Origin of the sequence: Nocardia rhizosphaerihabitans (assembly GCF_014646295.1) — a bacterium.
GTDB classification, from domain to species: Bacteria; Actinomycetota; Actinomycetes; order Mycobacteriales; family Mycobacteriaceae; genus Nocardia; species Nocardia rhizosphaerihabitans.
Window position 1 is genome coordinate 1,238,721 of the sequence record NZ_BMNE01000002.1, and the last position, 14,030, is coordinate 1,252,750.

Sequence of the window (14,030 nt, forward strand, 5' to 3'; positions counted from 1 at the left end):
TCCTGGAGCAGGCCCTGGCCGGGCTCGCGGCAAAAGTGTCGCGTGGGGGACCATCAGGATCCTGAAGAGTTGCTTAAGGCCGTTGTCATCGGCGACGCGCGGCGCGATAACCCCATATGAGGGACAATTTCTGCGGTGCGCACTGTGCGCGACTGTGTACCACCGACGGGCTGGCCGAGGTGCTGGCCGCCGACCGCGGCCTGCTGCACTGGCGGGCGATGCGCAGTCTCGGTGACCCGGGTCTGGCCGAACACGCCGTGCAGGAGACCCTGCTGCGCGGCTGGCGCTCCTGTCGCGACTTCGACGCCCGTAAAGGCAGTGTGCGGACGTGGCTGCTGGCGATCGAGCGCAATGTCGTCGTCGACATCGTGCGGGCACGCGCCGCCCGGCCCGGTGACGTCGGCTGGGACGACATCAACGAGGTCGCGGGCTGTGGCAAGCCGGATTTCGCGGACGGACTCGTCGACGGCCTGCTCGTCGACCAACTGCTGGCGCGCCTGTCCGAGCCGCAGCGGGCCGCGGTGGTCGAGGTGATTCTGCGCGATCGCGGATACCGGGAAGTGGCCGCGGAATTAGGCGTTCCGGTCGGCACGGTCAAGACCCGCGTGCACTACGCGCTGCGCTCGCTGCGGCAATTGCCCGAGGTTGCCTGATCGGCCTGTTCCGATCATGATCTGGGCGCGTGACCAGCGCTGATTCCCCCTTTCTTCCTGTCACATTTCGGTAACTGTGCTTGCTCTGTGGTGCCTACGTTGCAAGAGTGAACCACTGGGTTTGGTGTTACCAATGGGAAGGGAGGGGTGCTCCGTTCCGGAGCACCGACCGAACATGCAACCAAACATCATCAAGGCCGGTCTCTGCTCCACCGTCTCCGCCGCGGTCGTGATCTCGCTGACCGGGCTCGTGCCCGGCCCGGCCACCGCGGCGCCCGAGCCGGCCACCGGCGACCAGCTCCTGGGGAAGACGATCTTCCTCGACCCTGGTCATCAGGGGTCAGCGCATGCGGAGAACCTGGGCCGCCAGGTCGACAACGGCCGCGGCGGTACCAAGGACTGCCAGACCACCGGTATGACGTCGCTGAACGGCGTCCCCGAGCACACCATCAACTGGAATGTCGCCGAGCTGGTGAAGGCGTCGCTGCAGGCGCTGGGCGCCGATGTGGTGCTCAGCCGCGCCGACGACGAAGGCTGGGGCGGGTGCGTCGACGATCGTGCCCGCGCCGCCAATCAGTCCGGCGCCGCGGTCGCGGTGAGTATCCACGCCGACAGCGCGCCCGCCGACCAGCGCGGCTTCCACCTCATCGTGCCGCAACTGCCCATCCCGGACTCGGCCGCCGATCTGGCGCAGTCCGGCCCCGGCCGCGCCGCGTCGACCGTGGTCCGCGACGCCTACCTCGCCGCCGGCTTCCCGGCCGCCACCTATGCCGGTGTCAGCAACGGCCTGCAGACCCGCGCGGATGTGGCCGGTCCGGCATTGACGCAGGTCCCGCTGGTGTTCGTGGAGATGGGCAACGGCGCCAATCCCGAGGACGCCGCGCTGCTCGAATCGCGCGAGGGGCACCTGAAGCATGCGGTCGCCATCACGACCGGGGTGGTCGGCTTCCTGCTGAACAGGCCAATCGGGGCCGCCGTGCCCGCGTTCGCGCCGGATTCGAAACCCACCCCCGGCCGGGTGCCCGCGTCGACCACCGCGCCGACGCCCGCCCAGGAGCCGCAGGTGGCGTCACCGTCGACCACTCGACCTGGCGCGGCTTCCACTTCGGCCCCGGAGTCCGGCGCGGCCCCCACCCCGTCCGGTGAATCCGCCGACGCGCCCGCTCCGACGCCGCGCCCTGCCACCACGTCGACATCGCCTGCCCCGGCCGGCACCGACGCGCCCGCCCCGGCTGACGGGAACACGCCTGCTCCGGCCGGCGCGCCCGCCCGAGCCACCGTGCCTGATCCAGCTGACGGAACTGCTCCGGCCGACATGTCTCCTCTGGCGGGCTCGCCTGCCCGAGCGAACGTGCCTGCTCCGACCCATGGACCTGCCTCCGCCGACACACCTTCTCCAGCCGCTCCGGCTGACTCGCCGGCTCCGGCAAAGCTGCCGGCACCAGCTGACTTGCAGGCTCCGGCCGGCGTGCCCGCCCCGGCCGACGCTCCGGCTCCGGCCAACGCGCCCGCTCCGGCTGACGTGCCCGCTCCGGCCAATGCTCCGGCTCCGGCTGACGGTCCGGCTCCGGCTGACTCGCCCGCTCCGGCTGACTCGCCCGCTCCGGCTGACTCGCCGGCTCCCGCAAAGCCGCCGGCACCAGCTGACTTGCAAGCTCCGGCCGGCGTGCCCGGCCCGGCCAACGCTCCGGCTCCGGCTGACGCTCCGGCTCCGGCCAACACACCCGCCCCGGCTGACGCCAACGCCCCTGCCCCCGCCGACGCCCCCGCTCCGGCCCCAACCCCCGCCGCCCCGCAGGCTCCCGCCGCATCCCCGGACCAGACCCCACCCACCGGCGACCAGCCGCCCGCGGCCGAGCCCACCCCGACCCCCACACCTGCACCCGCGCAGGCAGCCATCATCCCGGCCCGCGGCCCGATCGCGGCCGCCCCCGCACAGCACCCGATTGCCTCCGATCGCCTGCCGAGCGGTTCCAGCGGCCGTCTGACAGCCCCCGGCACCGATCCGGCTCCGGCCGATCAAGCCCCTGCCCAGCAGCAGGCCCCGAAGTCGCCGACCGGGTCGGCCGGTCAGCTGAAGGTCCCCGGCGGCACCGAAGTGCGCACCGCCGCGCCGGGCGCTCCCGAGGCGCCGTCGACAACCACTCCGCGCAAACGTGCCCCCGCCCCGAAGCCCAAGGCGACCCCGGATGCCCCGGCCGAGTCCGATTCCGAACTCGACCTGAGCGACCTCGGCGGCCCGATCCTCACCGTCATGAATCTGCTGATGCCGCTGGCCCAGGCTCTCGGCATGGACAACGCCGCCATCACCAACCAGCTGATCAACCTGGCCTACACCCTGGTCGGCATGGTCTTCGGCCCGACGAAGTAACCGAGCGCACCCGAAGCCGCCGACTCCGCCCAGGAGCCGGCGGCTTCGAGCGTTCGGGCACAATCGGCACAGTGATTCCTGTGGTGATCGTTGCGGGTTTTCTCGGGTCGGGGAAGACGACCCTGCTCAACTATCTGTTGCGCAACAACCGGGGCACCCGGATCGGCGTGGTGGTCAACGACTTCGGTGCGGTGAACGTCGACGCGATGCTGGTGGCCGGGCAGGTCGACGCGATGGTGTCGCTGGGCAACGGCTGCGTGTGCTGCGCGGTCGACGTGTCCGAGCTCGACGACCTGTTCGCGCGCCTGGCACAGCCGCGCAGCGCCGTCGACGTGATCGTGGTGGAGGCCAGCGGGCTGGCCGAACCACGGAATCTGATCCGGATGGTGGTGGCCAACCCGAATCCGCGGATCGGGTACGGCGGACTGGTCGAGGTCGTCGACGCCGAGCTGTTCGGCGAGACCAGCGCCCAGCACCCCGAGCTGGTGACGCATCTGCGCCTGGCGGATCTGGTGCTGGTGAACAAGGCCGACAGGGTGCCGGCCGACGCGCTGGCCGCACTGCGCGAGCAGATCGCGGGCTGGGTGGGTCAGGTCCCGGTGTACGCGACGACCCACGGCCGCGTCGACCCCGGACTGCTGTTCGACGACCGCGAGCTCGAGCCGCCGAAGGTGGCCCAGCAGTTGAGTTTCGACTCCCTGCTCGACGAGCACGACCACGATCACGACGACCCCGACCACCGGCACCTGCACGACGAATACGTCTCGGTGTCGTTCACCAGCAAGCGCCCGCTGAACCCCCGTGCCCTGATCGCCTTCCTGGAGGACCCGCCACCGGGCCTGTTCCGCGCCAAGGGCTGCGTGGCCTTCGCGGTAGCGGGGGAGCGGCGCAAATTCGAGATGCACCTGGTCGGCAGACACGTCGTGTTCACGCCCGGTCCGTGGGCGCGCGGGGAGGAACGCGTGTCGAATCTGGTGCTGATCGGCTCCGGCCTCGACGCCGACGCGGCACTGGATCGCTTGCACGCCACCGTCTTCGATGGCGACGAACCGATGGACGAGCAGGCGATGCTCGGCGTGTGGCGCTACACCCCGCAGTGACGCTCAGCCGCAGGCATTGACCCATTCGGACAGGCCGTCGGCGAAGAGCTGCCGCTTCCAGATCGGCACCTCGTGCTTGATCCGATCGACGAGTTCGGCGCAGACGGTGAACGCTTCGGCCCGATGCGGCGCGGCCACCGCGACGACGATCGCCAGATCACCGATGGTGAGCGAACCGATGCGATGGGTCGCGGCGACCGGAAGCCCGTGCGCGGCGGCGACTTCGGCACAGATGGCATTCAGGAACCGCTCGGCCTGCGGGTGCGCGGAGTACTCCAGCGAGGTGACGGCCTGGCCGCTGTCGTGATTGCGCACCTTGCCGGTGAAGACGACGACAGCGCCGAATTCCGGTCCGTCGACGGCACTTTCGACGGCGATGGGATCGAGCGCCTGATCGCTGATCGCGGTCAGGCGCACCGCGCCGTGGTCATTCATGGTCGCCGCCTCCGGCTACTTGCGCGAGCAGATGGTCCAACAGTGGTTCCAGGACCGCGATTCCGTCCTTCACCCCGCCCGGCGATCCGGGCAGGTTGACCACGACGGTGTGGCCCGCCAGCCCCGCGACACCCCGGCTGAGCGCGGCGAGCGGGAACTTCGCGGTGCCACGCTGCCGGATGGCATCGGCGACACCGGGCAGTTCGCGGTCGAGTACGGCGCGGGTCGCCTCGGGGGTGGCATCGGTGGGGGAGGCGCCGGTGCCGCCGGTGGTGATCACCAGCGCGGGTCCGCCGAGCAGCGCGTCGGCCAGGCCGGCCGCGATGTCGGCATCGGCGTACACGAGCGGGCCGCGCACCGAGAAGCCTTGTGCTGTCAGCCATTCGGCGAGCACGGGTCCGGTGGTGTCGACGCGGGTACCCGCCGCCGCACCGGTGGACGCGACCACGACCACCGCGGAGCGCGAATCACGCACGGACGCAGCCTGTCCCGCATCCGGCACGGATCCGCTGTCGACCTGGGCCAACCGGCTCAGCGCCTCGCCGGAAGGTTCCGTCTCCGGCCGCACCCAATGTCCGTGCTTACCACCTTCTTTGGTGAGCAGCCGCACTCCGTTCATCACCGCGGCGGGATCAACGGCCTTGACCATGTCGTGCAGCGTGAGCCCCGCGACGGCGACGGCGGTCAGCGCCTCCATCTCGACCCCGGTCGGCCCGGTGGTCTTCGCGGTCGCCTCCACCGTGATGGTCGTCTCGGTGAACCCGAATTCCACCTTCACCGACGACAGCGCCAGCTGATGACACAGCGGGATCAGCTCGGAAGTCTTCTTGGCACCGGCGATTCCGGCCAGCCGCGCGGTCGAGAGCACGTCCGCCTTGGGCATCCCCTCGGCGCGGACGAGCGCGACCACCTCGGCGGTGGTCTGTAATTCTCCTGCGGCAACGGCGATCCGGGCGGTGTCGGCTTTGGCGCTGACATCGACCATGCGTGCCCGACCCTCGCGGTCGACGTGGGACAACTCGCTCATAGTCTCAAGATTCGCACAGTGGCACCCGCGGGCAGCGAGGTGACCTCGGCGGGCACATCCACCAGCACATCGGCCCAGGCCATGCCGGCGATGAGATGGGAGCCGGGGCCCGAGACGACCTCGACGCCGTCGTCGGTCACCAGGCCGCGCAGATACTGACGCCGTCCGGCGGGGGAGCGCACCGGCGTCAGCAAGGTCACCTCGGCGGTGCCGGGCGCGGGCAGCCCGCCCAGCGCGCGCACCACATCGCGGGCGAACACCGTGTAGGAGACCGTCGTGCTCACCGGATTCCCGGGGAAACTCAGCACGGGCACACCGTCGACGACCGTGTATCCCTGTGGTCCGCCGGGTTGCACCGCGACCGAACCGAAGGTGCCGCCGAGCGGTTCCAGCACATCCTTGACGACCTCGAAATCGCCCTTGGACACCCCGCCGGAGGTGAAGACGAGATCGGCGGCGGCGACCGCGGCGCGCAGCACGGCGGTGAACTCCGCCGGATCGTCGGTGCTGTGGGCGACGTCGACGACCTCGACCCCGTCGGCCCGCAAAGCAGCGGCCAGCGCGATCCCGTTCGAGTTGTAGATCTGGCCCGGCGCGAGTTCCGCCCCGGCGGGCTGGAGTTCGTCGCCGGTGGTGATACAGACCGCGCGTAGTCGGCTCAGCACCGGCACGCTCGGCAGGCCGACGGCGGCCAGCGCGGCGATGTGCCGGGGCGCCACCACGGTGCCCGCCTTGGCTACCAGCTCACCGGCGCGCACATCGGTGCCCGCCTCCCGCACGAACTCGCCGCGACCGCGACCACGCTCGACCACGATCCGGCCCGCACCCGCCTGCACGTCCTCGACCGGGACGACACAGTCGGCGCCGGGCGGAATCGGCGCACCGGTCATCACCTTGAGCGCCGAACCCGCCGGCAGCGCCGTTGTTCCCGGTTTGCCCGCCGCGACGACACCGGCGACCGGCAAGGTCACCGGGGTGACGGCGACATCGGCGGCACGCACCGCGTACCCGTCCATCGCCGAGTTCCGGAACACCGGGAGGTCGATGGGCGAGAGCACATCGGCCGAGAGCACCCGGCCGAGCGCAGCGGGCACCGGCACCTGTTCGTCGGCGCGGTCGGCGAGGTGGGCCAGCAGCGCGGCGACGGTGTCGCGGTACTCGTCGACGCTGCGCGCCGACGTGGTGGCGGGCCGGGGAGTCATGCTGCCAGCCTAATCGCCGTCCGACCGGCGAGTTCTTCCCGCATCGCTCACAGAGTCCGAGCGGGCGTGGTGAGCTGTCGACTTCGTGACAGATCGGTGCTCCGCACGGTTCGCGCCCGGCTCGACGAGTCATACTGTAGGAATGACGCTGGTCGAAATGGGGATACCCGCTGTGCGATCGGAGCGGCCTTCCCTGGACGGCCGGCCCGATACGCCGCTCCTCGTCGATCGCTTCGGCCGGGTCGCGCGCGATCTACGGGTCTCCATCACCGAGAAGTGCTCCCTGCGCTGTACCTATTGCATGCCCGAGGAAGGGCTGCCGCCGATCCCGCGCGAGGAGCTGCTCAGTGCCGACGAGATCGTGCGGTTGGTCTCGCTCGCCGTCCGCGAACTCGGCGTGCGTGAGGTGCGCTTCACCGGCGGCGAGCCACTGATGCGCCGCGAGCTCGAGGAGATCATCGCGGGCTGTCACGCGGCCGTGCCGGGCACGCCACTGGCGATGACGACCAACGGCGTCGGCCTCGAACACCGCGCGCACGCACTCGCGAAGGCGGGCCTGAGCAGGGTCAACGTCTCCCTCGACACCGTCGACCGGGAAGATTTCACCCGGCTGACCCGCCGTGACCGGCTCGAGTCGGTGCTCAACGGCATCCGCGTCGCCCGCGATGCCGGCCTGGCTCCGGTGAAGGTGAACGCGGTCCTGATGCGCCAGAACCTGGCCGGTGCGCCGGACCTGCTCGCGTGGTGCCTGGCCGAACAGTGCGAGCTGCGGTTCATCGAGGAGATGCCGCTCGACGCCGACCACGAGTGGGCGCGCACCAACATGGTGACCGCGGCCGACCTCCTGGAGGTGCTCGGCGAGCGGTTCGCCCTCACCGAGGTCGGTCGCTCCGATCCCTCGGCGCCGGCCGAGAAGTGGCTGGTCGACGGCGGACCGGCGACGGTCGGCATCATCGCCACCGTCACCCGTAAGTTCTGCGACAGCTGCGACCGCACCCGGCTCACCGCCGACGGCATGCTGCGCTCGTGCCTGTTCAGCGACCAGGAGTTCGACGTGCGGACCGCGCTGCGCGCCGGCGCCGACGACGACGAGGTCGCCGAGCTGTGGCGCGGCGCGATGTGGCAGAAATGGGCTGGTCACGGCATCGACGCCGCCGGCTTCGTCCCCCCGGAACGCACGATGGGAGCCATCGGTGGTTGAGGTCCGCTACTTCGCCGCGATCGCCGACGCCGTCGGCAAGAACACCGAATCACTCGAACTCCCGCCCGGCGCGACCGTCGCCGACCTGCGCGCCACCCTCGCCGCCACCTACGGCTCCGAGGTCGACTCCCTCGTCGGCGTCTGCGCTTTCCTGATCGGCGACGAACTCACCCGCGACCCGTCGGCCATGCTCCGCGACCGTGTCGACGTCCTGCCCCCGTTCGCGGGCGGCTAGCCAGATGGTGCAGAGCAAAGCCCCCGACGTCCCCGCCTACCTGGCCGAACTCCCGGACGAGCGACGTGCGGCGCTGACCCGGCTGCGCGAGCTGTGTCTGGCCGAGCTACCCGGATTCACCGAGGTCATGGCCCACGGCATGCCCGGCTACGAACGCGACGGCGTCGGCGAGATCGCCTTCGCCAGCCAGAAGCAGTACATCTCCTTCTACCTGCTGCGTTCCGACATCCGCGCCGCCTTCGACGACCGCCTGTCAGCCCACGACATGGGCAAAGGCTGCCTCCGGTTCCGCAACCCGGCCGAGATCGACTTCGACCTGGTGCGAGACCTCTTGCGCGCCACCGCCTCCGGCGACGGCGCCGTCATCTGCTGAACCGGGCTCAGCGCCACCAGGTGTCGAGGGGGGTGACCGGGACGGTGCGCTTGTGCCGGGTGTTGGTGAAGATCGACTCGACGCGGGCGGCGACCTCCGGGGTGACGTCCTTGCCCTCGAGGTAGTCGTCGATTTCGGCGTAGCGCAGGCCGAGAGCTTCCTCGTCGGGCAGGGCGGGCCGGTCGTCCTCGAGGTCGGCGGTGGGGACCTTGGACCAGATGCTCGACGGTGCGCCCAGTTCCTGCAGCAGGGCCGCGCCCTGCCGCTTGGTGAGACCGGTGAGCGGGGTCATGTCGACGCCGCCGTCACCGAACTTGGTGAAGAACCCGGTGACCGCCTCGGCGGCGTGATCGGTGCCGACCACCAGCAGATTCTCCTGCCCGGCCAGCGCGTACTGGGCGACCATCCGCTCACGGGCCTTGATATTGCCGCGCACGAAATCGCGCAGCCGCTCGTGGTCGAGGGCGCCGGCGACCTCGGCCGCCACCGAGTCGGCGCCGGGCCGGATGTTCACCACGACCGACCGATCCGGGTCGACGAAGTTCAGGGCGACCTGCGCGTCGTGCTCGTCGGCCTGCACACCATAGGGCAGGCGCACCGCGAGGAACTTCGCCTCGACGCCGTCGGCGCGTAGCTCCTCGACGGCGAGCTGGCACAGCCTGCCCGCGAGCGCACTGTCCTGGCCGCCGCTGATGCCGAGGACGAAGCCTTCGGCGGGGGTGGAGTTCAGATAGTCCTTGAGGAAGTCGACGCGACGGCGGACCTCCTGCTTCGGCTCGATCTCCGGCAGCACGCCCAACTCGGCGATGATCTGTTCACGCAGTGTCCCCATGCCGCCTCACTCTACTTGTGCCCCAGCCGAAACGACCCGGCGAACGAGCCATTCCCAGTTGTCGCCGATCTGAGCACGGGTATAGCCGAGGATGGCGATCTGGTGAATGACCAGTGCCGCCGACAGCGTCGCCAGCAGCGAGTCGGCGATCAGCGGCAGCTCCCCGGTCACCCCGGCCGCGCGCAACAACAGCACGACATGCGCCTTGTGCAGGCCGTACGGACCACCGCCGAAACGCCCCTTCTCCTCGGCGGCCCGGTGCAGATCGCTCTCGACCTCGATGTCGAGCAGCCGGGTCCGCCCGAACGCGATCAGCCGATCGACCGGCCTCGCGTCCGGGCCGAGCGGGGCTGGTCCGAACATGAACGCGGCCTGGAACTTCTGTTCGGAGTGGTCGAGCAGGGCCAGCATCAGCCCGGTGCGATTGCCGAACCGGCGGAAGACGGTGCCCTTGCCGACGCCGGCACGCTTGGCGACGGCATCCATCGTCAGCCCGGCGACCCCGTGCTCGCGCACCAACTGCTGGGCCGCGTCGAGCAGCAGCGCCCGGTTGCGGGCGGCGTCGGCGCGCTCGATCGGCTCGGCATTGCCGGGCAGCGGTTGCCCGATCGGCAGCAACGGCGGCCCGTCCGACCTGGGTGTGCTGGAGCTCACGCCGTTCACACGTCCTCCGCGGGAAGTAATCGGACTGGGGTCCGGTTAATGTCGGGTGAAACTTCGATCATCCCACTGAGTACACCAGGAGTCGTCATGGCCGGGACCCGCATCCTCACTCTCGTCGGAAGCCTGCGCGCGGGCTCGATCAACCGCAGGCTCGCCGAGGCTGCCGTGCAGACCGCGCCGGACGGCGTCGAGATCGCGATCTACGAGGGTCTCGCCGAGATCCCCTTCTACAACGAGGACCTGGATGTCCCCGGCTCGGTTCCCGCGCAGGCCCAGGCGCTGCGCGAGGCCGTCGCCGCGGCCGATGGCATCCTGCTGGTCACCCCCGAATACAACGGCACCCTGCCCGCCGTGCTGAAGAACGCCATCGACTGGGCCTCGCGCCCGTACGGCGTCGGCGCGATCAAGGGCAAGCCGGTCGCCGTCGTGAGCGCCTCGATCAGCCCGCGGGCGGCCGAGTGGGCCCACGGTGACGCGGTCAAGGCGGTCGGTGTCGCGGGCGGTGTCGTCGTCGAGACAGCCACCGCGCGGTTCGGCACCATCGGCGAGCGTTTCGGTCAGACCCACCCGGCCCAGGACGCCGAGGCGCTGACCCAGCTCGGCGCCACCGTCCACGAGCTGGTCTCCGCTGCACACGGCGAGCTCGTCACGGCGTAAGCTGTCGGTCGGCTCGAACGGGGCGTCGCATCCATCGCGGAGGCGACGCCCCTTCGCTGTCTGCGAAGTTTGCTGAAGACTCGCCGGGATGCAAAATCGTGATCTGGGCCACTGTTTTCCCAGCGTGTCGATCGCGCGTCCTGGGACTTACCGCGTCGGAATTACATCTGTGCGACTCGCAACACCTTGTGTTGTTCCAATCTGTCGGCCACTAGGTGTAGTGTCTCCAGTACTGGAAGACGGTGTGAAGCCACCACTGATCGGGCCCAAGGGAAGGGGTTACGAGCAGGGCTTTCTTCGCCAGATCCAGGAGTTTGCGCAGCATCACCGTTCGTGCACTGCATACGGATCACAGGCTGTGGATCAGGCATAGGAGAGAGGGACTCTAGATGACCATCACCGTGTACACCAAGCCCGCTTGCGTCCAGTGCAATGCCACCTACAAGGCGCTCGACAAGGCCGGGGTGGACTACGACGTCATCGACATCTCCGAGAACGCCGAGGCGCGCGACTACGTCATGGCGCTCGGCTACCTGCAGGCGCCCGTCGTCGTCGCGGGTGAGGATCACTGGTCGGGCTTCCGTCCCGACCGCATCAAGTCGCTCGCGGTCGCCGCCGCCTAGGACTTCGCCGGAAGGAGGCGCCCATGCCCGAGCGGATCACTCCGGGCGGGCTGGTCTACTTCTCCAGCGCTTCGGAGAACACTCATCGTTTCGTCGAGAAGCTGGGCCTCCCGGCTACTCGGCTACCACTGCACACCGCTGATTCGCTGCGCGTCGACGAACCCTACGTGCTGATCACTCCTACTTACGGGGGTGGTCGGCACGTCATGGGTGGGCAACGGTCCGACAAGGACCTCGTACCGCGGCAGGTCGCCAAGTTCCTCAACGACCCGCACAACCGCGCCCTGCTGCGCGGGGTGATCGCGGCCGGCAACACGAACTTCGGCGATACCTATTGCGCCGCAGGCGACATCATCTCGCGCAAGTGCGGGGTGCCCTACCTGTATCGCTTCGAACTCATGGGAACCGCTGAGGACGTCGTGCGCGTCCGAGAGGGATTGGGATTGTTTTGGCAACAGCAACCACAGCACCGACCGGCAAGACTGCCCGCCTAGAGCAGGCCGCGGTGCGCGCCGATGCGGGCGAGGTACTCGACTACCACGCTCTCAACGCGATGCTGAACCTGTACGGCCCCGACGGCAAGATCCAGTTCGACAAGGACCGCGAGGCCGCACACCAGTACTTCTTGCAGCACGTCAACCAGAACACCGTCTTCTTCCACAACCTGGACGAGAAGCTGGACTACCTGGTCAAGGAGAACTACTACGAGCCCGAGGTTCTCGACCAGTACAGCCGCGAGTACATCAAGGCCCTGTTCCAGCAGGCCTACGCCAAGAAGTTCCGGTTCCCCACCTTCCTCGGCGCGTTCAAGTACTACACCTCGTACACGCTCAAGACCTTCGACGGCAAGCGCTACCTGGAGCGGTTCGAGGACCGTGTCGTCATGGTCGCGCTGACGCTGGCCGCCGGCGACGAGGTGCTGGCGAGCAAGCTGGTCGACGAGATCATCGACGGCCGTTTCCAGCCCGCCACCCCGACCTTCCTCAACTCCGGCAAGAAGCAGCGCGGCGAGCCCGTGTCCTGCTTCCTGCTGCGCATCGAGGACAACATGGAGTCCATCGGGCGCTCCATCAACTCCGCGTTGCAGCTGTCCAAGCGCGGCGGCGGTGTCGCGCTGCTGCTGAGCAACATTCGTGAGCACGGCGCGCCGATCAAGAAGATCGAGAACCAGAGCTCGGGTGTCATCCCGATCATGAAGCTGCTGGAGGACTCGTTCTCCTACGCCAACCAGCTGGGCGCGCGTCAGGGCGCGGGCGCGGTGTACCTGCACGCCCACCACCCCGACATCTACCGCTTCCTCGACACCAAGCGCGAGAACGCGGATGAGAAGATCCGCATCAAGACGCTGTCGCTGGGCGTGGTGATCCCGGACATCACCTTCGAGCTGGCGAAGAAGAACGAGGACATGTACCTGTTCTCGCCGTACGACGTCGAGCGCATCTACGGTAAGCCGTTCGCCGATGTCGACGTCACCGAGAAGTACTACGAGATGGTCGACGACAAGCGCATCCGCAAGTCGAAGATCAAGGCGCGCGAGTTCTTCCAGACCATCGCCGAGCTGCAGTTCGAGTCGGGCTACCCCTACATCATGTTCGAGGACACGGTGAACCGGGCCAACCCGATCAAGGGCAAGATCACCCACTCGAACCTGTGCTCGGAGATCCTGCAGGTCTCGACCCCCTCGGAGTTCAACGACGACCTGTCCTACTCGAAGGTCGGCAAGGACATCTCCTGCAACCTCGGGTCGCTCAATATCGCCAAGGCGATGGACTCGCCGGACTTCGGCCAGACCATCGAGACCTCGATTCGCGCGCTGACCGCGGTGTCGGATCAGACCCACATCTACTCGGTGCCCTCGATCGAGCAGGGCAACAACGAGTCCCACGCCATCGGCCTGGGCCAGATGAACCTGCACGGCTACCTGGCGCGGGAGCGGGTCCACTACGGCTCCGAAGAGGGTGTCGACTTCACCAACATCTACTTCTATACCGTGGTCTACCACGCGATCCGGGCCTCGAACCTGATCGCCAAGGAGCGCGGCACCGCCTTCGGTGGGTTCGCCGACTCCAAGTACGCCAGCGGCGAGTACTTCGACAAGTACACAGATCAGGCGTGGGAGCCCAAGACCGACAAGGTCGCCCAGCTCTTCGCCGACGCGGGCGTGCACATCCCCACCCAGCAAGACTGGCGTGAGCTGAAGGCCTCGGTGCAGGAGTTCGGCATTTACAACCAGAACCTGCAGGCCGTCCCGCCGACCGGTTCGATCTCCTACATCAACCACTCCACCAGCTCGATCCACCCGGTGGCGTCGAAGATCGAGATCCGCAAGGAAGGCAAGATCGGCCGCGTCTACTACCCGGCCCCGTACCTCGACAACGACAACCTCGAGTACTACGACGACGCCTACGAAATCGGCTACGAGAAGATCATCGACACCTACGCCGCCGCCACCCAGCACGTAGACCAGGGCCTGTCCCTGACCCTGTTCTTCAAGGACACCGCCACCACCCGCGATATCAACAAAGCCCAGATCTACGCCTGGCGCAAGGGGATCAAGACGCTGTACTACATCCGCCTGCGCCAAATGGCATTGCAGGGGACTGAAATTGAGAATTGCGTCAGCTGCATGTTGTAATTGCTCGTAGCAAACTCGGTGCG

Annotated in this window: 15 protein-coding genes; 10 read left to right on the forward strand and 5 right to left on the reverse strand. The window is 68.6% G+C overall.

Translation table 11 applies throughout. The features are described from left to right. Positions 1-116: 116 nt before the first annotated feature. The 3 genes from IEY60_RS12255 to IEY60_RS12265 all read left to right on the forward strand — a co-directional run bounded on the left by IEY60_RS12255 (position 117) and on the right by IEY60_RS12265 (position 4,124). A complete protein-coding gene (locus tag IEY60_RS12255; RefSeq protein ID WP_189027122.1) occupies positions 117-653 on the forward strand; it encodes a sigma-70 family RNA polymerase sigma factor in 537 nt (178 codons plus the stop codon). Positions 654-828: 175 nt separating this feature from the next. Beyond that, a complete protein-coding gene (locus IEY60_RS36470) occupies positions 829-3,024 on the forward strand; it encodes an N-acetylmuramoyl-L-alanine amidase (RefSeq protein WP_189027125.1) in 2,196 nt (731 codons plus the stop codon). A gap of 74 nt (positions 3,025-3,098) precedes the next feature. Further along, positions 3,099-4,124 (forward strand): CobW family GTP-binding protein, encoded by a 1,026-nt coding sequence (locus IEY60_RS12265; RefSeq protein ID WP_505827306.1) that lies wholly within the window; start codon positions 3,099-3,101, stop codon positions 4,122-4,124. A gap of 3 nt (positions 4,125-4,127) precedes the next feature. On the opposite strand, the gene IEY60_RS12270 is transcribed toward IEY60_RS12265, so the two are convergent. From IEY60_RS12270 to IEY60_RS12280, 3 genes are read right to left on the reverse strand one after another with little or no spacing between them, the layout of a single operon-like run. Continuing rightward, positions 4,128-4,559 carry a molybdenum cofactor biosynthesis protein MoaE gene (locus tag IEY60_RS12270; protein WP_189027129.1) on the reverse strand — a complete coding sequence of 144 codons (432 nt, stop codon included), beginning with the start codon at positions 4,557-4,559 and terminating at the stop codon, positions 4,128-4,130. Further along, positions 4,552-5,586: a bifunctional molybdenum cofactor biosynthesis protein MoaC/MoaB gene (moaCB, locus tag IEY60_RS12275; RefSeq protein WP_189027132.1), complete on the reverse strand. Its 1,035-nt coding sequence runs from the start codon at positions 5,584-5,586 to the stop codon at positions 4,552-4,554. Before moaCB ends, IEY60_RS12270 begins: the two co-directional genes overlap by 8 nt. Next, on the reverse strand, positions 5,583-6,788 hold the full coding sequence (locus IEY60_RS12280; RefSeq protein WP_189027134.1) for a molybdopterin molybdotransferase MoeA: 1,206 nt from the start codon (positions 6,786-6,788) through the stop codon (positions 5,583-5,585). Before IEY60_RS12280 ends, moaCB begins: the two co-directional genes overlap by 4 nt. A 142-nt stretch (positions 6,789-6,930) precedes the next feature. On the opposite strand from IEY60_RS12280, the gene moaA reads away from it, so the two are divergent. The 3 genes from moaA to IEY60_RS12295 are packed head-to-tail and all read left to right on the forward strand — an operon-like array spanning position 6,931 to position 8,597. Next, positions 6,931-7,989, forward strand: coding sequence for a GTP 3',8-cyclase MoaA (gene moaA / locus IEY60_RS12285; protein WP_189027136.1), 1,059 nt, complete (start codon positions 6,931-6,933; stop codon positions 7,987-7,989). After that, positions 7,982-8,224: a MoaD/ThiS family protein gene (locus tag IEY60_RS12290; protein WP_189027138.1), complete on the forward strand. Its 243-nt coding sequence runs from the start codon at positions 7,982-7,984 to the stop codon at positions 8,222-8,224. The genes moaA and IEY60_RS12290 overlap by 8 nt, the downstream gene beginning before the upstream one ends. A 4-nt stretch (positions 8,225-8,228) precedes the next feature. Continuing rightward, entirely contained in the window at positions 8,229-8,597 is a 369-nt protein-coding gene (locus IEY60_RS12295) for an iron chaperone (RefSeq protein ID WP_189027140.1), read from the forward strand. A 7-nt stretch (positions 8,598-8,604) separates the two neighbouring features. On the opposite strand, the gene nadE is transcribed toward IEY60_RS12295, so the two are convergent. Both nadE and IEY60_RS12305 read right to left on the reverse strand, forming a co-directional pair. Further along, the gene (gene nadE, locus IEY60_RS12300; protein WP_189027142.1) at positions 8,605-9,429 is read right to left on the reverse strand and encodes an NAD(+) synthase; all 825 of its coding nucleotides are present in this window, start codon (positions 9,427-9,429) and stop codon (positions 8,605-8,607) included. Positions 9,430-9,435: 6 nt separating this feature from the next. Then, complete coding sequence (locus IEY60_RS12305) at positions 9,436-10,083, reverse strand: TetR/AcrR family transcriptional regulator (RefSeq protein ID WP_229739725.1); 648 nt, start codon at positions 10,081-10,083, stop codon at positions 9,436-9,438. A 96-nt stretch (positions 10,084-10,179) separates the two neighbouring features. Between IEY60_RS12305 and IEY60_RS12310 the strand changes: the two genes are divergently transcribed. The 4 genes from IEY60_RS12310 to nrdE all read left to right on the forward strand — a co-directional run bounded on the left by IEY60_RS12310 (position 10,180) and on the right by nrdE (position 14,007). Then, positions 10,180-10,749, forward strand: a complete 570-nt coding sequence (locus IEY60_RS12310; protein WP_189027146.1) for an NAD(P)H-dependent oxidoreductase — start codon at positions 10,180-10,182, stop codon at positions 10,747-10,749. 389 nt (positions 10,750-11,138) lie between these two features. After that, a complete protein-coding gene (gene nrdH / locus IEY60_RS12315; RefSeq protein ID WP_189027149.1) occupies positions 11,139-11,372 on the forward strand; it encodes a glutaredoxin-like protein NrdH in 234 nt (77 codons plus the stop codon). A 23-nt stretch (positions 11,373-11,395) separates the two neighbouring features. Then, positions 11,396-11,866, forward strand: coding sequence for a class Ib ribonucleoside-diphosphate reductase assembly flavoprotein NrdI (nrdI, locus tag IEY60_RS12320; protein WP_189027151.1), 471 nt, complete (start codon positions 11,396-11,398; stop codon positions 11,864-11,866). 11 nt (positions 11,867-11,877) lie between these two features. Next, the gene (gene nrdE, locus IEY60_RS12325) at positions 11,878-14,007 is read left to right on the forward strand and encodes a class 1b ribonucleoside-diphosphate reductase subunit alpha (RefSeq protein ID WP_189027562.1); all 2,130 of its coding nucleotides are present in this window, start codon (positions 11,878-11,880) and stop codon (positions 14,005-14,007) included. Positions 14,008-14,030 lie beyond the last annotated feature (23 nt).